The 23,603-nt window shown below is 74.9% G+C and carries 20 protein-coding genes and 1 riboswitch; of the genes, 7 read left to right on the top strand and 13 right to left on the bottom strand.

Going from position 1 to position 23,603, the window contains the following annotated elements:
- Positions 1-115 precede the first annotated feature (115 nt).
- Positions 116-922, bottom strand: coding sequence for an ABC transporter permease (locus C8E97_RS18495; RefSeq protein WP_121006851.1), 807 nt, complete (start codon positions 920-922; stop codon positions 116-118).
- A complete protein-coding gene (locus C8E97_RS18490; protein WP_121011818.1) occupies positions 919-1,869 on the bottom strand; it encodes an ATP-binding cassette domain-containing protein in 951 nt (316 codons plus the stop codon). Before C8E97_RS18490 ends, C8E97_RS18495 begins: the two co-directional genes overlap by 4 nt.
- Before the next feature lie 505 nt (positions 1,870-2,374).
- Here C8E97_RS18490 and C8E97_RS18485 point away from each other — a divergent pair.
- Positions 2,375-3,970, top strand: a complete 1,596-nt coding sequence (locus C8E97_RS18485; RefSeq protein WP_121006850.1) for a methyltransferase — start codon at positions 2,375-2,377, stop codon at positions 3,968-3,970.
- A gap of 83 nt (positions 3,971-4,053) precedes the next feature.
- Here C8E97_RS18485 and C8E97_RS34670 read toward each other — a convergent pair whose 3' ends face one another.
- The gene (locus tag C8E97_RS34670; protein WP_170211898.1) at positions 4,054-4,221 is read right to left on the bottom strand and encodes a hypothetical protein; all 168 of its coding nucleotides are present in this window, start codon (positions 4,219-4,221) and stop codon (positions 4,054-4,056) included.
- A 189-nt stretch (positions 4,222-4,410) separates the two neighbouring features.
- On the opposite strand from C8E97_RS34670, the gene C8E97_RS18480 reads away from it, so the two are divergent.
- The 3 genes from C8E97_RS18480 to C8E97_RS18475 all read left to right on the top strand — a co-directional run bounded on the left by C8E97_RS18480 (position 4,411) and on the right by C8E97_RS18475 (position 6,273).
- Positions 4,411-5,523 (top strand): sugar efflux transporter, encoded by a 1,113-nt coding sequence (locus C8E97_RS18480; RefSeq protein WP_246018976.1) that lies wholly within the window; start codon positions 4,411-4,413, stop codon positions 5,521-5,523.
- Positions 5,524-5,803: 280 nt separating this feature from the next.
- On the top strand, positions 5,804-5,944 hold the full coding sequence (locus tag C8E97_RS34665; protein WP_170211897.1) for a hypothetical protein: 141 nt from the start codon (positions 5,804-5,806) through the stop codon (positions 5,942-5,944).
- A complete protein-coding gene (locus C8E97_RS18475) occupies positions 5,941-6,273 on the top strand; it encodes a Rieske (2Fe-2S) protein (protein ID WP_246018974.1) in 333 nt (110 codons plus the stop codon). The genes C8E97_RS34665 and C8E97_RS18475 overlap by 4 nt, the downstream gene beginning before the upstream one ends.
- Positions 6,274-6,411: 138 nt before the next feature.
- Here C8E97_RS18475 and C8E97_RS18470 read toward each other — a convergent pair whose 3' ends face one another.
- The 6 genes from C8E97_RS18470 to C8E97_RS18445 form a co-directional block, all read right to left on the bottom strand.
- Positions 6,412-7,227, bottom strand: a complete 816-nt coding sequence (locus tag C8E97_RS18470; protein ID WP_121006848.1) for an ECF transporter S component — start codon at positions 7,225-7,227, stop codon at positions 6,412-6,414.
- Positions 7,224-8,861: an ABC transporter ATP-binding protein gene (locus C8E97_RS18465; protein WP_121006847.1), complete on the bottom strand. Its 1,638-nt coding sequence runs from the start codon at positions 8,859-8,861 to the stop codon at positions 7,224-7,226. The genes C8E97_RS18470 and C8E97_RS18465 overlap by 4 nt, the downstream gene beginning before the upstream one ends.
- Positions 8,858-9,922, bottom strand: a complete 1,065-nt coding sequence (locus C8E97_RS18460; RefSeq protein ID WP_211347068.1) for a CbiQ family ECF transporter T component — start codon at positions 9,920-9,922, stop codon at positions 8,858-8,860. The genes C8E97_RS18465 and C8E97_RS18460 overlap by 4 nt, the downstream gene beginning before the upstream one ends.
- A complete protein-coding gene (locus C8E97_RS35380; RefSeq protein WP_211347067.1) occupies positions 9,919-10,851 on the bottom strand; it encodes a hypothetical protein in 933 nt (310 codons plus the stop codon). The genes C8E97_RS18460 and C8E97_RS35380 overlap by 4 nt, the downstream gene beginning before the upstream one ends.
- A 68-nt stretch (positions 10,852-10,919) precedes the next feature.
- On the bottom strand, positions 10,920-11,360 hold the full coding sequence (locus C8E97_RS18450) for a hypothetical protein (protein WP_121006846.1): 441 nt from the start codon (positions 11,358-11,360) through the stop codon (positions 10,920-10,922).
- On the bottom strand, positions 11,357-12,646 hold the full coding sequence (locus C8E97_RS18445; protein ID WP_211347066.1) for a prenyltransferase/squalene oxidase repeat-containing protein: 1,290 nt from the start codon (positions 12,644-12,646) through the stop codon (positions 11,357-11,359). The genes C8E97_RS18450 and C8E97_RS18445 overlap by 4 nt, the downstream gene beginning before the upstream one ends.
- A 90-nt stretch (positions 12,647-12,736) precedes the next feature.
- Positions 12,737-12,875: riboswitch (cobalamin riboswitch) on the bottom strand.
- 77 nt (positions 12,876-12,952) lie between these two features.
- Between C8E97_RS18445 and C8E97_RS18440 the strand changes: the two genes are divergently transcribed.
- The 3 genes from C8E97_RS18440 (at position 12,953) to C8E97_RS18430 (ending at position 17,857) form a co-directional block, all read left to right on the top strand.
- Positions 12,953-14,218 carry a cytochrome P450 gene (locus C8E97_RS18440; RefSeq protein ID WP_211347065.1) on the top strand — a complete coding sequence of 422 codons (1,266 nt, stop codon included), beginning with the start codon at positions 12,953-12,955 and terminating at the stop codon, positions 14,216-14,218.
- A gap of 246 nt (positions 14,219-14,464) precedes the next feature.
- Positions 14,465-15,391 carry a DMT family transporter gene (locus C8E97_RS18435; protein WP_121006845.1) on the top strand — a complete coding sequence of 309 codons (927 nt, stop codon included), beginning with the start codon at positions 14,465-14,467 and terminating at the stop codon, positions 15,389-15,391.
- 105 nt (positions 15,392-15,496) lie between these two features.
- Entirely contained in the window at positions 15,497-17,857 is a 2,361-nt protein-coding gene (locus C8E97_RS18430) for a PEP/pyruvate-binding domain-containing protein (RefSeq protein ID WP_121006844.1), read from the top strand.
- A 164-nt stretch (positions 17,858-18,021) separates the two neighbouring features.
- Here the strand turns inward: C8E97_RS18430 and C8E97_RS18425 are convergent, their stop codons facing one another.
- The 4 genes from C8E97_RS18425 to C8E97_RS18410 all read right to left on the bottom strand — a co-directional run bounded on the left by C8E97_RS18425 (position 18,022) and on the right by C8E97_RS18410 (position 23,556).
- Complete coding sequence (locus tag C8E97_RS18425; protein ID WP_121006843.1) at positions 18,022-19,197, bottom strand: 4-hydroxybenzoate 3-monooxygenase; 1,176 nt, start codon at positions 19,195-19,197, stop codon at positions 18,022-18,024.
- A 192-nt stretch (positions 19,198-19,389) separates the two neighbouring features.
- Positions 19,390-20,148 carry an IclR family transcriptional regulator gene (locus C8E97_RS18420; protein ID WP_121006842.1) on the bottom strand — a complete coding sequence of 253 codons (759 nt, stop codon included), beginning with the start codon at positions 20,146-20,148 and terminating at the stop codon, positions 19,390-19,392.
- Between the two features lie 275 nt (positions 20,149-20,423).
- Complete coding sequence (locus C8E97_RS18415) at positions 20,424-21,251, bottom strand: siderophore-interacting protein (protein WP_121006841.1); 828 nt, start codon at positions 21,249-21,251, stop codon at positions 20,424-20,426.
- 31 nt (positions 21,252-21,282) lie between these two features.
- Entirely contained in the window at positions 21,283-23,556 is a 2,274-nt protein-coding gene (locus C8E97_RS18410) for an ATP-binding cassette domain-containing protein (RefSeq protein WP_121006840.1), read from the bottom strand.
- Positions 23,557-23,603 lie beyond the last annotated feature (47 nt).

Raw genomic sequence — 23,603 nt, 5'->3', positions numbered from 1 at the left:
CGTGACCGGTGGTGCGGGCGGGCGTGCCGTGGCGGGCGGTGCCGATCGCCGACGGCGGAGGTGTCGCGCGGCCGGGCTCCCCCTGCCCGGCCGCGCGACCGGCGAGGCGCGCCGCTCAGGCGCGCCGGCGGTAGGCGCGGACCGCCAGCGGGGCGAACACGGCGACGAACAGCGCCGACCACGCCAGCGTCCACAGCACGGGACCGGCGACCGGCCCGCCGACCATCAGCCCGCGCACCGCGTCCATCACGTGCGTCACCGGGTTGACCTCCACCCACGCCCGCAGCCACGACGGCAGCGTGTCGGCGGGCGCGATCATGCTCGTGCCGAAGGTCAGGGGGAACAGCGCCAGGAACGCGATGCCCTGCACCGCCCCCGGTTCCCGCACCAGCATCCCGACCAGGACGAACGCCCAGCTCACGCAGAACGCGAACAGGATCGCCAGCAGGCAGCCCGCCAGCGCGGGCAGCGCGCCGGTCTCCACCCGGAACCCCATCAGGGAGCCGAACACCAGCAGCGACACCACCGCCACCACGTACCGGATGAGGTCGCCCAGGACCGACCCGACCAGGGGCGCGGACCGCCCGATCGGCAGGCTCCGGAACCGGTCGAACACCCCCTTGCCGATGTCGGTGTTGAGGTTCACGCCGGTCGCCATGCCGCCGAACATGGTGGTCTGCACCATGATCGCGGGCAGCAGCTGCTGCAGGTACGCGTGGGTGGAGCCGGCGACCGCGCCGCCCAGCAGGTACACGAACAGCACCACGAAGATGACCGGTTGCAGCGTCACGTCGAGCAGCTGCTCGGGCGACCGCATGGTCTTGATCAGGCTGCGCCGGGCCAGCGCCAGGCTGTGCCGGGCCAACCCGAAGGGCCGCCGGGTGGTCCGCGCGGGCAGCGCCCGCTCCGCGGTGAGCGTCATGCCGCGGCCTCCGTTCCCGTGTGGCGCCCGGTGAGCGCGAAGAACACCTCGTCCAGGCTGGGCAGCCGCAGCGACAGCTCGGTCACCCCGATGCCCAGCACGTCCAGCCGCCGCACCACCTCGGTGAACGCGGCGTCGCCGTCCACCGGCGCGGTCACCACGCCCCGGCCGGGCGACTCGGGCTGGTGCCCCGACACGGCCGCGAGCACCGCGGCGGCGTCGGCCAGCCGGCCGGGGTCGGCGGGCCGGACCAGGATCGTCTGCCCGCCGACCACCGCCTTGAGCGACGCGGGCGTGCCGTGGGCGATGACCCGGCCGTGGTCGATCACCGAGATCTCGTCGGCCAGCGCGTCGGCCTCCTCCAGGTACTGCGTGGTCAGCAGGACCGTGACGCCGTCGGCGACCAGGGAGCGGACGATGTTCCAGATGTCGTCCCGCTTGGCCGGGTCCAGGCCGGTGGTCGGCTCGTCCAGGAAGATCACGTCCGGCCGCCCGACGAGGCTCGCGGCGAGGTCGAGCCGCCGCCGCATCCCGCCCGAGTAGGTCTTGGCGGGCCGCCCCGCCGCCTCGGTGAGGTCGAAGTCGGCCAGCAGCTCGGCCGCCCGCGCCCTGGCCTCGGCGGCGCGCAGGTCCAGCAGCCTGCCGATCAGCACCAGGTTCTGCGTGCCGGTGAGGTCCTCGTCCACCGACGCGTACTGGCCGGTCAAGCCGATCAGGCCGCGCACCCTGGCGGCGTGCTCGACCACGTCGAGCCCGCCGACGGCGGCCCGGCCGCCGTCGGGGCGCAGCAGCGTGGCGAGGATGCGGACCGCCGTCGTCTTGCCGGCTCCGTTGGGTCCGAGCACCCCGAGCACCGTGCCCGTGCGGGCGGCGAGGTCGACCCCCGCCAGGGCGGTGGTCCTGCCGTACCGCTTGACCAGGCCCTCGGCTTCGAAGGCGTAGTTCATCGTGTCCTCCACTCGTGCTGTCGGGTGCCAGGGTCGGCGGGGGAGGTGTCAGCGGGCGGGCAGGCGCGTGTCAGCGCCGGCACGGCGCTGTCCGCCGGATGACACGCGCGTGTCATGCGGGTCGACGGGCACAGGACGGCGGTCCGGTGCCGTCCGCCCGGTGGCACGCGCGTGTCATGCGGGTCGACGGCCCTCGACGGGCGCGGCGCGGCGGTCCGCGTGCGGGGCGTGCCGTGGCGGTTCGGCCGGGCCGCGCGCCGGTGCGGCCACGACGGGACATCGCCGGCTGTGCTCGGGCGCGTCACGACGGTGCCGCGCCGCCACCCGGGTGTGACGCGACCGTGCCGCGTCGTGGCCGGCCGTCCACCGGGCCCGGCGCGGTCGTGTCGCGGACGCCCCGGAGATTGGCCCCCTGGGGCGCGGAAGCAGGTCGTACGCTGGCCGCGCGGGCACCGGTCCGCTGCGGACGGGTACCCGCGCCGACCACCGGGGAAGAAGGGCAGCCGTGTCCACAGGGGGGATCGGCCCGCGGTTCGCGCTGGGAGAGCGGGACGTGCGCCGCGTCGCGGACGCCGTCGACTTCATCCGCGCCACCGGCACGCGGGAGGCGTTGGACGCGGTGCTGCCGGGCACGGACCTGGCGCGGCACCTGGAGTTCGCGCACGGCGCGCTGCTGGTCGCGGGCGTGTCGGCGGAGCAGGCCGCGGCGGACCTGGCGCGGCTGGGCGTGACGCCGCGCGACCCGGTGGCCCGCGAGCGGCCGGCGTGGCGGTTGGGCCCGGACGACCCGGACGTGCGGGTGGTGCGCGGCGTGGTGGGCGACGGGCCGCGCGGGGTGGTGCTGGTGGTGTGCGGCGGTCGCGGGGTAGTGCCGGCGTGCGAGGACGAGCCGCGCCTGGTGTTCCGCGCGACCAGCGACGACGACGTGGTGCTGCGCGGGGTCTACGAGGCGGTGGCCGAGGCGGGCCCCGCGCCCGACGGCGGCGGCTACGACCGGTCCGAGGACGCGACCGTCCTGCACTTCCGCGGCGGGCGGCGGCTGGCGCTCGCCGCGCCGGGTCGGCGGGACGCCCTGCTGCTGCGCCACCTCGGCCGCCCGGACCAGGCCGGGCGGGACATGCTGCACCTGATGAGCGGCGCGTGGCGGACGCGGTCGCTGGCGGTGGTCGCCGAGCTGGGCGTCGCGGACCTGCTCGCGGACGGGCCGAAGTCGACCGCCGAGCTGGCCGCCGCGACCGGTGTCCGGGAGGACAACCTGCGGCGGGTCCTGCGGTACCTGGCCAGCCTCGGCGTGTTCGCCGTCGACGGCGACACGTGGTCGTCGACCGACCTGGGCGCGCTGCTGCGCAGCGACGTGGACGGCTCGCAGCGGGACCTGGCCCGGCTGTACGGCGGGTTGTTCTACCGGTCGTTCGGCGCGCTGGAGCACACCGTGCGCACCGGGGAGTCGGCGTTCACGCACGTGTTCGGCGCGGACCCGTTCGACCACTTCGCCGCGCACCCGGCCGACGCGCGGCTGTTCGAGAGCGCGATGGCCTCCGGCGCGTCGTTCCTCCGGGCCGTGCCCGGCGCGCTGGACCTGCCCGCGGAGGGCGCGGTGGTGGACGTGGCGGGCGGCGACGGGCACCTGCTCGCGTACGTGTTGCGGGCCGCGCCCCGGCTGCGCGGCGCGCTGTTCGACCGGCCGCACGTGATCGGCGCGGCGCGGGCGGTGCTGGCCGGGCACGGCCTCGCCGGGCGGGTGGAGCTGGTGGCGGGCGACTTCTTCCGCGACCCGGTGCCGCCCGGCGGCGCGGTGTACCTGCTGTCGCGGATCCTGCACGACTGGGACGACGAGCGCTGCGGGACGATCCTGCGCAACGTCCGGTCGGCCGCCGCGCCGGGCGCGACGCTGGCGATCGTGGAGCGGCCGATCCCGGAGTCGCGCGGCGGGCAGCTTCCGCTGGCGTGGGACGTGCACATGATGGTCAACAACGTCCACGGGCGGGAGCGGACCCCGTCGGAGTACCGGAAGCTGTTGTGCGCCAACGGGTTCCGACTCGACGAGGTCCGCCCGTTGCCACTGGACATGGCGGTGCTGGTGGCCACCGCGACCGGCTGACGGCGTCGGCGTCGGCGCGAGCGGGCGGACCGGCGCCTCCGATCTTTGATCGGAATAATGACTTCAGTGTGGAATAAAAAGAGCTATCTCTCCTCGGCGGTCCGCCGCTCGGGGACATCGCGGCGCAGGGACTCCACGAGTCCGTGGTTGCACGCGGCGTTGAGGTGCTCGCGCAGGCGCGCCACCACCAGCCGGACGTTCCACTTCACCTGCGCCGGGTCGATCTCGTGCTCGGGGTGCCTGTCGTTCACCCGTCTGCCTTACCCGACCGGGTGATCAACCAAACGAGTGGCGGGTGTGGGGGCTGTGATCGCTCTCACCGTCCACCGGCTGGAAATTCCTTACTCCGCCTCAGCCCCGGTGAGCAGGATTGACGGCGTGGCCATCGTGAGCGAGACCCCTGCCCCGCACCTCCCCGGCCATTCCTCCCGTTGCTCGCGGTGAGCCTGTTGACCGGTGTGGGTTACGCCCTGGTGGGTCCCTTCCTGTCGCTGTTCCTGATCAAGGAGCTGGACGCCGGTCCGGTCGCGGTCAGCGCGTTCCTGCTCGCGAGCGGGGTGGCGGCGCTGGTCGTCGGCACGCTGGTCGGCCGGCTGTCCGACGCCCGTGCCGTGCGGCGCAACCTGATGGTGCTCGGCGCGGTGGCGGGCGCGGTGTCGTACGGGCTGTTCGCGGTGCTGCGCGACTACTGGCTGCTGCTGGTGGTGTCGCTGTCGCTGACGGCGGTGGCGTCGTCGCTGATGCCCCAGATGTTCGCCTACGCGCGGCAGTCGCTGGAGCGCACGGGCTCGCCGCGCGCCCCGCTGGTGATCAGCACGCTGCGCACGATGGTGTCGGTGTCGTGGGTGGGCGGTCCGCCGCTGGCGGCGCTGCTGATCGACTTCAGCGGGTTCACCGGGCTGTTCGGGGTGTCGGCCGTGGTGTACCTGGCGGGCGCGGTGGTGACGGTGGCGCTGCTGCCGGAGTTGGGCGGGGACGCGGAGCAGGCGCGGCCGGCGGTGGACCGGGCGGGTCCGCGCCGGGAGATGCTGCTGGCGGCGTGCGCGTTCGTGCTGTTGCAGGGCGCGACGGCGGTGGGCGTGCTCGCGATGCCGCTGTACGTGACGGACGTGCTGCACGGCACGACCGCGGACGCCGGGTTGGTGCTGGGTGTGTGCGCCGCGCTGGAGATCCCGCTGATGCTGGGTTTCGGCGCGTTGGCGATGCGGGTCGACCACCGTCGGCTGGTGCTGGCGGGCGGCGTGGTGGCGTTGGCGTACTACGGGGTGATGCTCGTGACGCAGACCACGTGGCAGGTCGCGGCGGCGCAGGCGCTGCACGCGGTGGTGATCTCGGCGGTGATGGGCGTGGGCATCTCCTACTTCCAGGACCTGGCCCCGGACCGGCCGGGTTACGCGACCACGCTGTACACGAACACGGCGAAGGTCAGCGCGATGCTGTCGGGGCCGCTGCTGGGGTTGGCGCAGGTGATCGGCTACCGCGGCGCGTACGCGATCGGGCTGGTGCTGTCGGCGCTGGGCCTGGCGTTGCTGCTGCTGGCGCGCCGTCGCTGAGTACCTGTCTGGATATTCGATTCAGGACCGATCACGATCAGCGACACCTTGACGGCCCCTTCCCCACAGTCCGCAGGACCCGGTGGTGAGCGGCGCGGAGGGAGATCCGGTGACAGCGTGTTGTCGGACTGGGCCGGTGGGTTGGTACTGGATCAACGGACGGGTGGCGTCCCGGCGCGGAGGTGGTTGCGGTGTCGCGGAGCCAGTAGCCATGAGGGGCGGTCGCCGCGGTGGTGCCGCCCGCCCAGTGCGGCCCGCAGGACGTTGGCGAGGATCATCCATGACTCTGTCCCTGTCCATCGAGGCGGTGGACGACCGCGTGGTCGTCCACGCCTCGGCCGCGGTGCCCGGGGAGGGGAATGCCGAGCAGTGCCTGCGCGCCCGCACCGCGCTGTGGCGGCGAGCGGGGGTGGGCTCGTGAGCGCCCGGGGGCAGACCGGAGGCGAGTGGGTCAGCGCGCTGCGCCTGGACGAGTTGTGGGAGGGCGAGATGGTCGGTCTGGAGCTGGCCGGGCACGAGGTGTTGCTGCTCAACCTCGACGGACGGGTGTGCGCCTATCGCAACCGGTGCCCGCACCAGGGCACGCCGTTGGACGAAGGCGACCTGGACGGGGACACCCTCACCTGCGGCGGGCACCTGTGGGAGTTCGACGTGCGCAGCGGGCAGGGCATCAACCCGGCCGGCTGCGCGCTGCGGCCCTACCCGGTGCGGGTGGCCGACGACGTGGTCTGGGTGGAGCTGCCCCGGTGAGCGGGCCGGCCGTGGTCGGCGGTGGCGTGGCGGCCGCAGGCGCCCACGAGAGCCGGCAGCGTCCTGCCGCGCCTCGACGCATCACGGCCCCGCACCACCACCGACCACCCCAGTTCAAACACGCTCTGAGCCTCGTCGTCACCCGCCCCGGCCGGGGTCGAAGGCGGCCTTGCGGGCGGCGCGGCGCAGGGTCCGCAGCAGGACGGGCCCGGTGACCAGCACCAGGACGGTGGTGGTGACGGCGCGGCCGACGTCCCAGCCCAGGGAGGTGGCGAGGCTGAACGCCACCAGCCGGACGAGGTTGTCGGCGAGCGGGCCGCCGGGTTGGAACGACAGCCCGGTGCTGCCCGCGCCGAGCGCGAACGGCCAGAACGACAGGTTCAGCAGCAGCCCGTACACCAGTGCCGCCGCCGCGCTGTAGGCGGCGAGCAGGGCGAGTTCCGCCTTGCCCTTGAGCGGGGGCAGCAGCCCCGCGCCGAGCGCGACCCACGCCGCGCCGAGCATCTGGTAGGGCAGCCACGGCCCGACGCCGCCGGTGAGCAGCGCGGAGGCGAACAGCATGGTGTTGCCGAGCACGAACCCGAAGCCCGGTCCGAACACCCGGCCGCCGAGCACGAGGAGGAAGAAGACCGTCTCGATGCCCGCGGTGCCCGCGCCGAGCGGGCGGATCGCCGCGCCGAGGGCGGACAGCACGCCGAGCATCGCGACGGCCTTGGCGTCCATGCCGCGGTCGCTGATCTCGGCGAGCACCACGGCCAGCACGAGCGGCAGGAGCAGCGCGAACGTCCAGGGCGCGGAGGTGCCCTGCGCGAGGTCGGCGTCGGGGGTGACGAGCAGGGGCCAGGTGAACGCGGCGAGGCCGATCGCGCCGGAGACGACGAGGGCGGCGGTGGCGCGGGGCCGGATGCGGATGGGCGCGGTCCGGGCGGGCGCGGTGCGGGCGGGCGCGGTCATCGGGTGGCCAGGGCGGTGGTGACGTCGGCGACGGTGAGCCACGGCAGCGGCGCGAGCACCTTGGCGACCTGCGGCGAGAACGTCGGCGACGCGGTGACGACCTCGCCGGTGGGCCCGTCGGCCACGGTCTCGCCGTCGGCGAGCACGACGACGCGGGTGGCGTACTCGGCGACGAACTCGACGTCGTGGGTGGCGAGCAGGATCGCGTGCCCGTCGTCGGCGAGGTCCCGCAGCGCCGCGGCGAGGCGGGTCTTGGCGGGGTAGTCGAGGCCGCGGGTGGGTTCGTCGAGCAGGACGACGCGGGGGCGCGGGGTGAGGGCGACGGCGAGCGCGAGGGCGAGGCGTTGGCCCTCGGAGAGGTCGCGGGGGTGCCGCGGGTCGGGTACGCCGGGCGCGAGGTGGTCCAGCAGGGCGCGGCAGGTGCCGGGCGGTGCGGCGGACTCGCGGTCGGCCTGGGCGCACTCGCCGCCGACGGTGTGCAGGTAGAGCAGGTCGGCGGGTTGCTGCGGGACGAGGCCGACGGCGTGGCGGCGCGGTCCGGGTTTGAGGGCGGCGGGGTCGACGCCGTCGACGGCGACCTCGCCGCCGGAGCGCTTCCCGGTGCCCTGCAACGCCCACAGCAGGCTGGACTTGCCGGAGCCGTTGCGGCCCATGACGGCGATCCGCTCGCCCGCGTGCGCGGTGAGGTCGACGCCGCGCAGGGCGTCGACCGCGCCGTACCGGACGCGGACGCCCTTGGCGCGCAGCAGTTCCGGTGCGCGCGCGCCGTGGGTCGCCGCGCCGTCGGGGGTGTGGCGCGCCGTCGGGTCGGCGGTCGGCGGCGGGCCGAGCCGGTCGCGCAGGGGACCGGCGAGGCGGCGGGCGTCGCGGATGGACACCGGGACGGGTCGCCAGCCCGCGAGCCGCCCCAGGCGCACGACGGGCGGCGCGACGGGCGCTTCGGCCAGCACCTCGCCGGGTTCGCCCGCGACGGGCCGGCCGCCGTCGGGCAGCCAGACGACGCGGTCGGCGTACTGCGCGACCCGTTCCAGGCGGTGCTCGGCGATCAACACGGTCATGCCCAGGTCGTGCACGAGGCGGTGCAGGGCGGCCAGCACGTCCTCCGCCGCGCCGGGGTCGAGCGCGGAGGTCGGCTCGTCCAGCACCAGCGCGCGGGGGTGCGCGGTGAGCGCCGCGCCGACGGCCACGCGCTGCTGCTGGCCGCCGGACAGCGTGGCGAGGGGCCGGTGGCGCAGGTCGGCGAGGCCGAGCAGGTCGAGGGTCTCCTCGACGCGCTTGCGCATCACCGGGTTCGGCAGGCCCAGCGACTCCATCGAGTAGGCCAGCTCGTCCTCGACCGAGTCGGTGACGAACCCGGCCTGCGGGTCCTGCGCGACGAGGCCGACCACGTCGGCCAGCTCGCGCGGCGGGTGGGTGCGGGTGTCGCGCCCGTCGACGAGGACGCGGCCGGTGAGCGTGCCGCCCGTGAAGTGCGGCACCAGCCCGTTGACGGCGCGCAGCAGGGTGGACTTGCCCGCGCCGGTGCGGCCGACGAGCAGGCACAGCTCGCCCTCGGGCACGTGCAGGTCCACCCCGGACAGCGCCGGGCCGGGCGCGCCGGGGTAGGTGACGGCGACGTTCTCGAACCGGATCATGGTGTCTTCCGTTCGGCGGTCAGCACGGGCGCGAGCGCGCACAGCAGGCCCAGCACGGGCAGCGGCGGCAGCGCGGGCGCCTCCAGCGGCACGGTGGAGGTCACGAGCGCCGCGCCGCCCAGCGCGGCCGGCGCGAGGTAGGTCGCCAGCGCCGCGACGAGCCCGGACCCGACGATCAGCGCCTCGCGGGCACCCCAGGTGTCCGGCCGGTAGCGGCTGCGCCGCACGCGCCGCGACCCGGTCCACAGGCCGGTGATCGCGAGCGCCGCGCCGAGCAGGAGCACCGGGGTGCCCACGACGGGCGGCGCGCTGCCGTCGAGCAGCCCGTACGCGCCGACGCACAGGCCGACCAGGCCGCCCAGGACGAGCGCGCCGGTGAGGACGCGGGTCCCTGTGGGCAGGCCGGCGTTGCGGCCGTAGCCGCGCGAGTCCATCGCGGCGGCCAGCACCAGCGACCGCTCGAACGCGTCCTCCAGCACCGGCACCAGCAGCACCTTCACCGCCCGCACCCCGCGCACGGACTCGCCGCGCAGCGCCCGCGCCCGGCGCACCGACCGCGCGCCCGCCACGAGCTGCGGCGCGACGGTCATGGCCACCACCACCGCGACGCTGACCTCGTAGAGCGCGGCGGGCAGCGACCTGAGCAGCCGCTTCGCGTTGGCCAGCGCGTTCGCCGCGCCCACGCAGCACAGCAGGGTCGCGAGCTGGAGGCCCTGGTAGAGCGCGAAGACGACGCCCTCGGCGGTGACCGGTCCGCCGAGCCGGATGCCGCGCGCCCACGCCGGCAGCGGCACCTCGGGCAGCGTGAACAGCACGGTGGGGCCGCCGACCCCGCCCAGCACGACGTGGAACAGGACCCGGATGCCGATCACCGCGAGCCCGAACTTGAGGAACACCCCGTAGGAGTCGGCCCACGGGGTGTCCGCTCGGCAGGACACGGCGACGAACCCGGCGACGGCGATCACCAGGCCGAGCACCAGCGGGTTGGTGGTGCGGCTCGCGACCGCCGCCAGGGCCAGCGCCCACAGCCACCACGCGCCGGGGTGCGGCGCGCGGCTCACGTACCCGCCTGGCGGCGCTTGCGCACCGTCCACCAGCCCAGCGCGCCGATCGCGGTGATCAGCGCGAGCCCGACCAGGAGACCGACGGCGCCGCCGCCGGTGTCGTCGGGTCGCTGCTCGGCGGCCAACGGCGTGACACCGGAAGTGGTGGTGGGTGTGCCGGCCGTCGAGGACGCCTCGGTGATGGCGCTCGTGGTCGCGGTCGTCGTCGTGGTGGTCGTGGTGGGTTCCGAGTTCGTGGTCGTCGTCGTGGGTGGTGTGGGCGGTCCGTTCGGGTCGGCTCGCCCGGTGGGCACGGGTGGCGGGGGATCGGCGGGCCCGCCCGGCTGCCGGGGCGGCTCGTCGCGGGGTGGTTCCGGGCGGTGCGGTGGTGCCGGCGGTGCGGCGGCGGGTTGCGCGCCGGCGCCGAACGCCCAGCCCTCGACGCTGCCCGGCGCGGGGTCGCGGGCCGCCGCGCCCACGTCGCTGTAGGTCCAGGACCCGCCCGGCTGGGCGTGCCAGTAGGACCAGTAGGCGTCGGTGGGGGAGGCGTTGACGCACGGGTCGCTCTCGGGCCGGTTGTCGATGCGGCACACGAAGCCCGCGAACCGCTGCGCCATCCGGTAGCCGAAACCCGCGGCGCTCAGCGCGGCCAGGCCGCTGGCGGGGTCGCCGGGCGCGCAGCCGGTCCGCACGCCGCCGCCGGCCGCGCCGAAGTCCACCACCACGGTGACGCCCGCGCACTCGGCGGCCGCCGCGGCGGGCAGGGGAGCACCCGCCACCAGCGGCCCGGCCGCGAGCAGCCCAACCACCAGCAGCCCAACCACCAGCAGCAGGGCGCGCGACCGGACGCCGAGCGCCCTGCGCGGTTCGCCGCCGGTCGTGGCCGGTCGGCGGTGCCCGCCCCCGACACCGGCGGCGCGAGGCGGTCCGCTCGTGACGGGAGGCACCCCCGGCGCACCACTGGCTGCGGTCGGCGGCGCCGCACCACTGGCTGCGGCCGATCCCGCACGTGCCGTCACGGTGCGGTGGAAGGCGCTTGCCCCGCGCCGAACGCCCAGCCCTCGACGCTGCCCGGCGCGGGGTCGTGGGCGGACGCGCCGGACGTGCTGTAGGCCCAGGTGCCGCCCGGCTGGGCGTGCCAGTACGACCAGTACGCCGTCACCGGGGCGCCGTTGCACGGGTTGGGCAGCGCGTTGATCCGGCACACGAATCCGGGCTGCCGGGGCAGGAAGGCGTAGCTGAACCCGGCGCCGGTCAGCGCCGCGAGACCGGTCGCGGGGTCGCCGGGCGCGCACGCGGTCTGCACCGCACCGCCCAGGGCGGTGAAGTCGACCACCACGGTCACGCCGCTCGTGCCGGGGCACGGCGCGGCCTGCGCGGCGGGCGACACCGCCACCAGCGCGCCACCGGTGGCGGCCAGCACCGCCAGGGCCGACCAGAGCTTGCGGATCGTCACTGCTCCTCCTTCACCGTCGTGTACCGCTTGCGCCCCAACGCCATCGCCAGCGCACCGGCCAGCACCAGCAGCACGCCGAGCAGCAGCGCCGGACCGGTGGCGACGCCGGTGCGGGCCAGCTCACCGGCGGAGCCGGCGGCCGGCGCGGCGGGCGTGGTGTCCGAAGTGGACGGAGCGGGCTCTTCCGTCGTCGTGGTGGTCGTCGTGGTCGTCGTGGTGGTGGTCGTGCAGTCGAGCACGGGCGCGGCGGGCTTGTCGCCCGCCGAGGAGATCTCCGCGAGGCCCACCCCGGACAGGCCCAGGACGGCCTGCGTGGTGGCGCGGACGGCGTTGCCCGGCTTGAAGCCGGCGCCGTCGTAGGCGATCGCGCCCGCCGTCCGGTCGTCGCCGCACCCGACCTGGAGGCCGGTGAGGTGGGCGACGGCCCGGTCCGCGGCGGCGGTGCGCCCGCCCACGCGCAGCGCCTGCGCGGCCAGCCCGGTGCTGTTGGCGTTGCTCGTGGTCCCCTGGTCGCCGGGCAGCCCGTTGTCGCGGAACCCGCCGTCGTCCGCCTGCTGGGTCACCAGCCAGTCCAGGCCCTCGGTGGCGGTGGCGGTGCGGCCCGCGGCGAGCAGCGCCTGCACGGCCATCGCGGTGGCGTCGACCTGCGACGTGCAGGTCGGCTGCTCGAACTTCAGCGGGAACCCGCCGTCCGGGCAGGCGCTGTTCGCCAGGAAGTCCACGGCCACGCCCGGCGCGGCGTCGTGCCGCTCCAGGGCGATCACCGCGATGGACTGCGTGAAGCTGTTGGTGTAGTCGGTCGGGGGCGTCGTCCGGTCGGTGAACCGGCCGGACGGTGCCTGCAGGGCGGTCAGCCCGGCGATCAGGTCGACGCCGCCGAAGTCCGTCGGGTCCCCGCCCTGGGCCAGGACGGCGAGCGCGAGCTTGGCGTGCGCGCCGGCGTACCGGGAGCCCTGGTCGTCGGTGACGTAGCCGCCGATGACCTCGGGCTTCCCGAGCCACGCGAGCGCCTTGCGCGCGTTGTCCTGCGCGACGCCCGCCGCGTCGAACGCGAGCAGCGCGTCGATGGTCAGGCCCTGGTCGGGGTAGGTGTCCGTCCCGATGACGGTCTCGAACCGCTCGCCGTCGACCAGTTGCCGGGCCAGCCAGCCGGCGGCGGCCGCCACGGGCTCCCGAGTGGTGACGGGCTCGGTGGTGACGGGCTCGGCGGCGGCGGGCGCGGCGGCGAGGACCGGCGCTGCGACGAGGGCGGACAGTGCGAGTGCTGCGGTCCGTCTCAACGGCATGGTGCGGCCTTTCCGGGCGCGAGGGGCGCGGACCCCGGACAGCCGTCGCCGACCTCCCCCGGACTCCGCACCGTGGACCTCGACGGTGTCAGGAGCTGTGCACGCACGGCGGGTGTTCGGGCTCGTCCACGTGGGACCTACCGTTGCGGGTCAGCGCCGGATTCCGACCGGCTTCCCCCGTTTCATGCGCGATTGCCGATCGTCTGTCACCGGCCACGCGCTGTCAATCCGCCTGTGGCGCGATGCTGTTCGCTCGTACGTACGGTTACCGTCGTTCGAATCAACCTGGGGAAGAGGGGTGTTGGGATGGCGACTCTGGCGTCTGTGCGCGACGGATTGGTGGCGTGGGTCGCACGGCGTTCGGTGACGCGGTGGGTCATGGGCAGGATCGGTTCGAGGGCGTTGTCGCTGCTCCCGGACCGTGCGCTGGTCCCGTTGAAGCGGGATGGGGTCGTGCCGGCCGCCGAGTTGGGGCGGATGAGCGAGGCCGGCCCGGTGCACCGGTTGCCGGTGCCGTTCGGCGTGCGCGTGTGGTTGGTCACGGGCCAGGCCGAGGCGAGGAAAGTGCTTTCCGACACAGAAGCGTTCAGTAATGATTACGCGCGGCTCGGCGCGGCGGTCGGGCGGATCGAGCAGACCCCCGGTGGTCTCGGGTTCGCCGACCCGCCGGACCACACGCGCCTGCGCAAGCTGCTGACGCCGGAGTTCACCATGCGCCGGATGTCGCGCCTGGTGCCGCGCATCGACGAGATCGTCACCGAGCGCCTGGACGCGATGGCCGCCGTCGACGGACCGGTGGACCTGGTGAAGGAGTTCGCGCTGCCGATCCCCTCGCTGACGATCTGCGAGCTGCTCGGCGTGCCCTACGAGGACCGCGCCCGGTTCCAGGAGCTGGCGGCGGCGCGGTTCGACCTGTTCGGCGGCGCGAACTCGGCGCTGGGCGCGATCTCCGAGTCGCTGAAGTACATGGAGAAGATCGTCCGCAAGGAGCGCCGCTCGCCCGGTGACGGCCTGCTCGGCATGATCATCCGCGAGCACGGCGACGCGGTCGGCGACGAGGAGCTGGCCGGCCTGGCCGACGGTGTCCTGACCGGGGGGTTCGACACCACCGCGAGCATGCTGGCGCTGGGCGCGATCGTCCTGATCACCGACCCGGCGGCGCGGTCGGCGATGCGCGACGACGACCAGGCCGTCGCGCCGCTGGTCGAGGAGCTGCTGCGCCACCTCAGCGTCGTGCAGGTGGCGTTCCCCCGGTTCGCCAAGCACGACCTGGAGATCGGCGGCGCGCGGATCGCCGAGGGCGACGTGGTCGTGGTGTCGCTGAGCGCCGCGAACCGGGAGGGCCTGGACCGGCTCGACTTCGACGCGGCGCGCAAGGTCTCGCAGCACCTGGCGTTCGGGTACGGCGCGCACCGGTGCGTCGGCGCGGAACTGGCGCGGATGGAGCTGCGGGCCGCCTACCCGGCGCTGCTGCGGCGGTTCCCGAACCTGCGGCTCGCCGACGAACGGCCGACGTTCCGGACGGCGTCGATCGTGCACGGCGTGGACTCGCTGATGGTGCACACGCGCTGACCGGCGCGCGACGCCGGCCCGCCCGCCGGGGAGGCCCGCCGACACGACTCGGCGCGCCTCCCCGGCGCGTGGGCGGGGGAGCGGAGCGTCCCCGGTGCGCCCGGTGGGCACCGGGTCGTCAGGGCGCGGCCCCGGTGCGCCCGGCGGGGAAGCGGAGTCGCCGGCTTCCGATCATTAAGTAGCGCTTAACGCGGTCCCACCGGTCTTAACTTTTCTTGAAGCCCGTCCTGCGGCACCGTGGACACCATGACGACCCGATCAGCGGCGCGGATGGGAGTGCTGGCGCTCCTGTGGGGCTCGGGCTTCCTGTGGATCAAGCTCGCGCTGACGGGGCTGACGCCCGCCCAGATCGCGGTGGTCCGCTGCGCCCTGGGCGCGGCCGTCCTGCTGGGCCTGGCGGCCGTCCACCGCCAGCGGCTGCCGCGCGACCGGGCGACCTGGGCGCGCCTCGTCGTCGCGGCGCTGTTCTGCAACGCGCTCCCGTTCCTGCTGTTCGGCATCGGCGAGCAGACCGTGGACTCCGGGGTCGCCGGCGTCCTCAACGCCACCACCCCGCTGTGGGCGCTGCTGATCGGCCTGCTGCTGGGCGCCGAGCGCGGCCTGACCCCCGTCCGGGTCGGCGGGCTCGTCCTCGGGTTCGTCGGCGTGCTGGTGATCTTCGCGCCGTGGCGGCAACACGGCCTCCTGAGCTGGGGCGCGGTCGCGCTGCTGGCCGCCGCGGCCAGCTACGCGGTCGCGTTCGCCTACATGGGCCGCGCGCTCGTCGGCCGCGGCGGTCCGATCGCGATCTCCGCCGCGCAGCTGCTGACCGCCACCGGTCTGGGCGCGCTCGCGCTGCCCGCGTCGCAGCCCGCCCACCCGAACGCCACCGCGCTGGTCGCCGTGGTGGTCCTCGGCACCCTCGGGACCGGCGTCACGTTCTACCTCAACTACCGGATCATCGAGGACGAAGGGCCGACGAGCGCCGCCACGGTCGGCTACCTGCTGCCGGTGGTGTCGGTGGCGCTCGGCGCGCTCGTGCTCGACGAGCCGCTGACGCCCCGCGTCGTCGTTGGCATGGCGGTCGTCCTGCTCGGCGTGGCGATGACCGGGCGGGCCGTGCGCACGCCGACGCCCGCGAACCGGCGGCCGGCCGTCCCCGAGCGCGTCGACAGCCGTCCCGCCCGCGACTGAGCCCGCCGGCCCCGGCCGAGCCCAGTCGGCTGCGGTCACGCGCCGCACCGGTGCGGGACAACGGAATCCGCCACGGCGGACCGGACGGCGTGCCATGATCGCGACATGGGGACCGACGCGTTCGTGCTGCCGCTGGACGACCCCGGGGCCGACCTCGACGCGGTCGGCGGGAAGGGCGCGTCGCTGGCGGCGCTCGTGCGCGCGGGGCTGCCCGTGCCCGGCGGCTTCCACGTCACCACGCACGCCTACCGGGTCTTCGCCGACGGCCTGACCCCGGAGGGGTTCGCGGCCCGACCGGTGCCGCCGGTGATCGCCTCCGCGATCCTCGCCGCCCTGCCCGACGGCCCGGTGGCGGTCCGCTCCTCGGCCACCGCGGAGGACCTGCCCGACCTGTCGTTCGCGGGCCAGCACGACACGGTCCTGGACGTGCGCGGCGAGGACGTGCTGGACGCGGTGAAGCGCTGCTGGGCGTCGCTGTGGACCGAGCGGGCCGTGGCCTACCGCGCCCGCAACGGCGTCACCGACGCGGCGATGGCCGTGGTGGTGCAGGAACTCGTGCCCGCCGACGCGGCGGGCGTGCTGTTCACCGCCGACCCCGTGACCGGCGCGCGCGACGAGATCGTGGTCAACGCCGCGCCGGGGCTCGGCGAGGCGCTGGTCGCCGGCGAGGTCACACCCGACACCTACGTGGTGTCCAGCGGTGTCGTGCGGTCCGACGGCGACGTGCGGTCCGGTGGCGGTGTCCTCGACGAGCGGCAGGTGCTCGAACTCGCCGCGCTGGGCGCCCGCGTCCAGGACCTGTACGGCGTGCCGGTGGACGTCGAGTGGGCCCGGCACGACGGCCGGTTCGCGATCCTCCAGGCCCGCCCGATCACCGCGCTGGCGGAGGTGTGGAACGACAGCCTGCGCGGCGACTACCTGTGGACGTGCGCGAACCTCGGCGAAGCCGTGCCCAGCGTGATGACGCCCGCCACCTGGTCGGCGGCGCAGGTGCTCGCGCAGCCCGCGATCGGCGGGCACCCCACGACGGGCAACATCGGCGGCCGGTTCTACCTCAACCTCAGCGCGGCGCTCGCCGTCGGCACGGCCGTCGGGCTGGGCGGTGTGACGCGGCGGCTCGCCGAGCGGGTGTTCGGCCGCCTCCCGGAGGGCGTCGTGGTGCCGGGCCTGCCGATGCCCCGGCTCGCCGTCGTGCGCGCGTCCGTCGCCGCGCTGGCGTCGTTCGCCCGGCAGAACCGCGAGTACGCCAAGCGCATCGGCGGCCTGATCGACGCCGCGCCCGCGCGGGCCGCGCACCTGCGGGCGCGCATCGCCGCCGCCACCACACCGGCGGAGCTGCGCGCCCTGTGGGAGTCGGACTTGGACGCCCTGCTGCGCGACGACATCCGCGTGTACGACGCGGGCGCGCGCAGCGTCGTCGGCGCGGACGCCCGGCTGCGGCGGACGCTGGTGCGGCTGGTGGGCGAGCAGGACGCGACCGCGCTGCTGACCGGCGCGCACGGCGCGGCGGGCGACCTGGCCAGCCTCGGGCCGGTGCTCGCGCTGGCCCGGCTGCGGCGCGGCGAACTCGACCGCGAGACCTACCTGCGCGACTGGGGCCACCGGTTCGCCGACGAGTACGAGCTGTCCGCGCCGAGGCCCGCCGAGGACCCGGCGTGGCTGGACCGGCTGCCGGCCGCCGACGGGCCCGACCCGGAGGACCTGCTGGCCCGGCAGGCGGCGGCCCGCGACGCGGCGTGGCGGCGGCTGGTGGCCGCGCACCCCCGGAGGGCGGCGCGGATCGGTCGCCGGCTGGCGGCGTTCGCCGAGTCGACCAGGGGCCGGGAGCGCGCCCGGTCGGAGATGGTGCGCGGGTTCGGCGTGCTGCGGTCCTTCCTCGTGCGGGCGGCCGACCTCACCGGCCACGACGTGTTCTTCCTCTCGCTGACCGAAACCCTCGCCGTGCTCGACGGCGACCGGCGGCCGGTCGCGGCGATACCGGCCCGCCGCCGCGCCTACGAGCGCTACCGGTCGCTGCCGCCGTACCCGACGGTGATCAGGGGCCGCTTCGACCCGGAGGCGTGGGCGGCGGACCCGGACCGGCGGACGGACGTCCACGACGCCTCGGCCGCGCCGCCGCCCGCCGCGGTCGCGGGCTTCCCCGGCGCGGCGGGCGTCGTCGAGGGCGTGGCGCGGGTGCTCCTCTCCGTCGAGGACGGCGCGGCCCTGCGGGAGGGGGAGGTCCTGGTGACGACCGTGACGAACATCGGCTGGACCCCGCTGTTCCCGCGCGCGGCGGCGGTGGTGACCGATGTCGGCGCGCCGCTGTCCCACGCGGCGATCGTGGCCCGCGAGCTGGGCATCCCGGCCGTCGTGGGCTGCGGCAACGCCACCACCCGCATCCGCACCGGCGACCGCGTCCGGGTGGACGGCGGGCGCGGCACGGTGACACGGCTCGACCCCGGCGGGCGCGCCGCGGGGGAGTAGGACCGCCCGCCCGGCGTCGCCGATCGGACGCGGCGGGGGCGGGCGGGCTCGGCACGTCTTCGCCCCGCCGGGAACCCGCATGTCGTAGCCACCGCATGCCGGAACCCCGCTCGGCGGAACCGCGCCGGGTCCCGCGCGGGACCCGGCGCGGTTCCGCCGAGCGGTCAGCCCGCGCGCGCGGCGAGTTCGTGCGGCAGGCCGACGTAGTTCTCCGCCAGGCTGGTCGCGGCGGCCTCCGACGAGCACACGTAGCGGAGCTGGGCCAGCTGCAACTGCCGGTCCAGGTCGTCGCCGGAGGTGTGCAGCATGGACGTCATCCACCACGAGAAGTGCGTGCACCGCCAGACCCGCCGCAACGCCCGCTCCTCGTAGCTGTCGAGCAGGTCGGCCCGCCCCTCGGCGAAGAACGCGCCCAACGCCTCGGTGAGCACGGCGACGTCCGCCACGGCGAGGTTGAGGCCCTTCGCGCCCGTCGGCGGCACGATGTGCGCGGCGTCGCCGACCAGGAACAGCCGGCCGTGCCTCATGGGCGTGCTGACGAAGCTCCGCATCGGCGTGATGCCCTTGTCCAGGATCGGCCCGTCGGCGAGCGCCCACCCGTCCAGGCCCAGGCGGGTGCGCAGCTCGTCCCAGACCCGGTCGTCCGACCAGTCCTCGACGCGTTCGCCGCGGTCCACCTGGAGGTAGAGCCGGCTCAGGCTGGGCGACCTCATGCTGTGCATGGCGAACCCGTTCGGGTGCCAGGCGTAGATCAGCTCGTCGGTGGACGGCGGTACCTCGGCGAGCACGCCCAGCCAGCCGTAGGGGTAGTCGCGCTCCCAGGTGCGGCGCAGCGGCGCGGGGACGGTGGGCCGGCTGACGCCGTGGAACCCGTCCGCGCCGACCACGACGTCGGCCTCCACCACGTGCGCGACGCCGTCAGCGGCGACGAAGGACAGCTTCGGCCGTGTGGTGTCGACGTCGTGCAGCGCCGTCCGCGACACCTCGAAGTGCACGGCGTCGGCCCGCGCGGCGAGCAGGTCCTTCACGACCTCGGTCTGGCCGTAGATCCACACCGACCGGCCGGTGAGCGCCCGGAAGTCGACGCGGTGCCGCTCGCCGGGCCACTGGAGGTGGATGCCGTCGTGCCGGAGCCCCTGCTCGGCGAGCCGGTCGCCGAGGCCGGCGGCGACCAGCAGGTCCACCGTGTCCTGCTCCAGCACGCCGGCCCGGATGCGGGCCTCGACGTACGCGCGGGACCGGCTCTCCACGACGACGGACTCGATGCCGCGCAGGGCGAGCAGGTGGGACAGCAGCAAACCGGCGGGACCGGCACCGACGATGGCGACCTGTGTGCGCATGGCAGCAGCCTGGGGGAGCGGGGCGGGCTGGAATAGCGGACGCTGCCACTCAGTGGCAGCCACGGGCGGATTCGGTGATCACGCGCCTTCGGGGTGTGCGGTGATCCGGGGGCGCCCCCGAGCGGACCGGTGGCGCGGGGAGGTCGCGGACGCCGCCGCCGGCGGCCCCGGACCCACGCGGTCGCGTGGGGGTCAGGCCAGGGGGTGGTGCAGCGCGCGGGAGATGCCGCCCGCCGCCACCCGCAGCGGCGCGAGGTGGCGCGTCGGCTCCCGGCGGGTCGCCGTCACCACGCCGATGGACGCCACGACCGCGCCGTCGCCGTCCACCACCGGCACGGCCACCGAGCAGGTGCCGAGGGTCATCTCCTGCACCGTCCGGGCGTACCCGCGCCGCCGCACCTCGGCCAGCTCCCGCAGCAGCCGGCCCGGCTCGGTGATGGTGTAGGGCGTCGCCTTCGTCGCGTGGGCCACGGCCGCCGACACCACGTCCTGCGGCGCGTGGGCGAGGAGCACCTTGCCGACCCCGGTCGCGTGCAGCGGCAGCCGGCCGCCCGCCCGGCTGACCAGCGGTACGGAGGTGCGGCCGTGCAGGCGCTCGACGTACAGCGCGGCGTCGCCGTCGCGCACCGCCAGGTGCACGTTCTCGCGGGTCGCGTCGTACAGGTCCTGGAGGAAGGGCAGCGCGACGTCGCGCAGGTCGCCCTGCACGCGGGCCAGCAGCCCGAGCCGCCACAGCCGCCGCCCGACGGCGTACCGGCGGTCGGGCAGGCGTTCGAGCACCCGGTGCTCGACCAGGTCGGCGGCGAGCCGGCGGGTCGTGGACAGCGGCAGGCCGGCGCGCCGGGACAGCTCGGTGAGCGCGAGGCCGTCCCTCGCGCCGTCGAACGCGTCGAGCACGTCGAGGGCCTTCGCCACGACACCGCGGCCGGGCTGCGTCGATCGTCCCGCCATCGCTCCCTCCCGACCGGCCAACCTACTCCACCCGGCTGATCAATGAATTCCATAGCTTCAGTGCAGACTGGAATAAACCCCTGTCGACGTCAGGAACGACGACAGCCTCCGACCAGGAAAAACGCCGGGAGACCCCTCCGACCCGCCGCGTGATCTGCTGATCAAGGGACTCGGGTCGCGCCGGTGCTCCCGGAAGGAGAGCATGTCCGACCCCGCTCGGCCGCGCCGGTCCGGTGGCGGGCGCGGTCGCCCGTGCCCGCCACCGGACCGGCCGGTCACTCCGCGACGCGTTCCTGCGCTTCCGCGAGGTCTTCGTCGGTCGGCGCGTCGTCCTGGGTGAGGGCGAGCCGCCAGTAGCCGGTGAAGTCGATCCGCCGCTTGTCCAGGCCGCGGTCGTCGACGAGGTGCCTGCGCAGCGACCGGACGACACCCGCCTCGCCGGCGAGCCAGGCGACCGGGGAGCCGGCGGGGAACTCCGTCGCGCGGACGGCGTCGAGCAGGGCCGTCCCCCGGCCGGCCGGTGTGCCGCCCCGGTGCACCCAGCGCAGGTCGACCTCGGCGTCGGTGTCGAGCGGCTGCTCCTCCGCAGCGTCGCGGACCTCGACGCGGACGACGGCCCGCGCGCCGCGCGGCAGTGCGGCGAGGTGGCTGGCGATGGCGGGCACGGCGGTCTCGTCGCCGGCGAGGAGCAGCCAGTCGAAGTCGCCGAGCGGCTTGTGGTAGGCGGCGGACGGCCCGTAGCGGCCGAGGGTGTCGCCGGGTCGGGCGGACGCGGCCCAGCGGGTGGCGGGGCCGGCGTCGGGGTGCAGCACGAAGTCGACGTCGATCTCCTGCCGGTCGGGGTGGTGCGCGCGGACGGTATAGCTGCGCATCCAGGGGCGTTCGGGTTCGGGGATGGCCTGGTACGCCTGGTACCAGCTCATGCCGTACCGGTCGTCGGGGGTGGCGCGCAGGTCGGGCACGGGGTGGCCGTCGCGCGGGAACAGCAGTTTGAGCTGCTGGTCGGGCCAGGTGGGGAAGTCGTCGAGGCCGTCGCCGGTGAAGCGGACGCGCACCACGCCGGGTGTGACGTGGTGGACGGCGGTGACGTGCAGGAGGGGCACGGTGGGTCCTCGGTGTCGGGGTCGGCGGGTGTCAGCGGTCGCGGTCGGCGGCGACGTAGTCGCGCAGGTGGTGTGCGGTGAGGGTGTCGCCGTGGGCGACGAGGTCGGCGGGGGTGCCGGTGAAGACGACGCGCCCGCCGTCGTGGCCCGCGCCGGGTCCGAGGTCGATGATCCAGTCGGCGTGGGCCATGACGGCCTGGTGGTGCTCGATGACGATGACGGTGTTGCCGTCGTCGACGAGGCGGTCCAGCAGCGACAGCAGCTGGTCGACGTCGGCGAGGTGCAGGCCGGTGGTGGGTTCGTCGAGGATGTAGGTGGACGACTTCTCGGCCATGTGGATGGCGAGCTTGAGGCGTTGGCGTTCGCCGCCGGACAGGGTGGTCAGGGGCTGGCCGAGGGACAGGTAGCCGAGGCCGACGTCGACGAGGCGGTCGAGGACGGCCTTGGCCTGCTTCTCGGTGAAGAAGTCGCGGGCCTGGTCGACGGACATGCCGAGGACTTCGCTGATGTCCTTGCCGCGCAGGCGGTGGGTGAGGACCTCGGGGGTGAACCGCTTGCCGTCGCACTCCTCGCAGACGGAGGCGACGCCGGCCATCATGGCGAGGTCGGTGTAGACGAGGCCGATGCCCTTGCACTTGGGGCAGGCGCCTTCGGAGTTGGCGCTGAACAGGGCGGGCTTGACGCCGTTGGCCTTGGCGAAGGCGGTGCGGATGGGGTCGAGCAGGCCGGTGTAGGTGGCGGGGTTGCTGCGGCGGGAGCCGCGGATGGGCGACTGGTCGACGGTGACGACGTCGTCGCGGGTGCCCAGGGAGCCGTGGATGAGGGAGCTCTTGCCGGAGCCGGCGACGCCGGTGACGACGGTGAGCACGCCGAGGGGGATGTCGACGCTGACGTCGCGGAGGTTGTGGAGGTTCGCGCCGGTGATGGACAGGTGCCCGGTGGGGGTGCGGGTCTCGGCGCGCAGGCGGGCGCGGTGGTCGAGGTGGCGTCCGGTGAGGGTGTCGGAGGCGCGGAGTTCGGCGACGGTGCCGGTGAAGCGGATCTCGCCGCCCGCGGCGCCCGCGCCGGGGCCGAGGTCGACCACGTGGTCGGCGATCTCGATGGTCTCGGGTTTGTGCTCGACGACCAGGACGGTGTTGCCCTTGTCGCGCAGGCGCAGCAGGAGGTCGTTCATGCGCTGGATGTCGTGCGGGTGCAGGCCGACGGTGGGTTCGTCGAAGACGTAGGTGACGTCGGTGAGCGCGGAGCCGAGGTGGCGGACCATCTTGACGCGCTGGGCCTCGCCGCCGGACAGGGTGGCGGACTGGCGGTCGAGGCTGAGGTAGCCCAGGCCGATCTCGACCAGGGAGTCGAGGGTCTCCTTGAGGGTGGCGATCATGGGCGCGACGGAGTCGTCGTGGATCTTGGCGACCCAGTCGGCGAGGTCGCTGATCTGCATGGCGGAGCAGTCGGCGATGTTGACGCCGTCGATGGTGCAGGACAGGGCGGCCTGGTTGAGGCGGGCCCCGCCGCAGGAGGGGCAGGTGGTGAAGGTGACGGCGCGGTCGACGAAGGCGCGGATGTGGGGCTGCATGGACTCGCGGTCCTTGGACAGGTAGAGCCGCTGCACCTTGGGCACGAGGCCCTCGTAGCTGAGGTTGTTCTTGCCGACCTTGATCTTGGTGGTCTCCTTGTGGAGGAAGTCGGCCCACTGCTGCTCGGTGTAGTCGCGGAGCTTGGCGTCGGGGTCGAGGAAGCCGGAGGCGGCGTAGGTCTGGACGTACCAGTTGTCGGGGGTGAAGCCGGGCACCTTGATCGCGCCCTCGTTGAGGGACTTGGTCTTGTCGACGAGTTCGTCGATGTCGATGGTGGAGACCCGGCCGAGGCCCTCGCACTCGGGGCACATGCCCTCGGGGAGGTTGAAGCTGAACGCGCCGGAGGTGCCGACGTGGGGCGTGCCGAGGCGGCTGAACAGGATGCGCAGCATGGTGTGCGCGTCGGTGGCGGTGCCGACGGTGGAGCGGGAGTTGGCGCCCATGCGCTCCTGGTCGACGACGATGGCGGCGCTGAGGTTGCGCAGGGCGTCGACGTCGGGGCGGCCGAGGCTGGGCATGAAGGACTGGATGAACGCGGTGTAGGTCTCGTTGATCAGCCGCTGGGACTCGGCGGCGATGGTGCCGAAGACGAGCGACGACTTGCCCGAGCCGGAGACGCCGGTGAACACGGTGAGGCGGCGCTTGGGGATGTCGACGTCGACGTCCTTGAGGTTGTTCTCGCGTGCTCCCCGCACCTGGATGACGTCGTGGCTGTCGGCCGCGGTTGCCATGGTGTTGCTTCCCCCTGCTTTGTTTATGGCGTAAAGTACGCGATGAG

The organism is Saccharothrix australiensis, from assembly GCF_003634935.1.
GTDB classification, from domain to species: domain Bacteria; phylum Actinomycetota; class Actinomycetes; order Mycobacteriales; family Pseudonocardiaceae; genus Actinosynnema; species Actinosynnema australiense.
The sequence above is the reverse complement of the archived record's forward strand: the minus strand, read 5'-3'. Positions and strand labels throughout refer to the sequence as shown.

Coding starts and splice junctions, on each gene's coding strand:
- C8E97_RS18470 (WP_121006848.1), bottom strand. CDS start 7,227: ATGACCGCGCCCGCCCGCACCGCGCCCGCCCGGACCGCGCCCATCCGC.
- C8E97_RS18465 (WP_121006847.1), bottom strand. CDS start 8,861: ATGATCCGGTTCGAGAACGTCGCCGTCACCTACCCCGGCGCGCCCGGC.
- C8E97_RS18440 (WP_211347065.1), top strand. CDS start 12,953: ATGGCGACTCTGGCGTCTGTGCGCGACGGATTGGTGGCGTGGGTCGCA.
- C8E97_RS18425 (WP_121006843.1), bottom strand. CDS start 19,197: ATGCGCACACAGGTCGCCATCGTCGGTGCCGGTCCCGCCGGTTTGCTG.
- C8E97_RS18490 (WP_121011818.1), bottom strand. CDS start 1,869: ATGAACTACGCCTTCGAAGCCGAGGGCCTGGTCAAGCGGTACGGCAGG.
- C8E97_RS18435 (WP_121006845.1), top strand. CDS start 14,465: ATGACGACCCGATCAGCGGCGCGGATGGGAGTGCTGGCGCTCCTGTGG.
- C8E97_RS18445 (WP_211347066.1), bottom strand. CDS start 12,646: ATGCCGTTGAGACGGACCGCAGCACTCGCACTGTCCGCCCTCGTCGCA.
- C8E97_RS18495 (WP_121006851.1), bottom strand. CDS start 922: ATGACGCTCACCGCGGAGCGGGCGCTGCCCGCGCGGACCACCCGGCGG.
- C8E97_RS18420 (WP_121006842.1), bottom strand. CDS start 20,148: ATGGCGGGACGATCGACGCAGCCCGGCCGCGGTGTCGTGGCGAAGGCC.
- C8E97_RS34665 (WP_170211897.1), top strand. CDS start 5,804: ATGACTCTGTCCCTGTCCATCGAGGCGGTGGACGACCGCGTGGTCGTC.
- C8E97_RS18430 (WP_121006844.1), top strand. CDS start 15,497: ATGGGGACCGACGCGTTCGTGCTGCCGCTGGACGACCCCGGGGCCGAC.
- C8E97_RS18410 (WP_121006840.1), bottom strand. CDS start 23,556: ATGGCAACCGCGGCCGACAGCCACGACGTCATCCAGGTGCGGGGAGCA.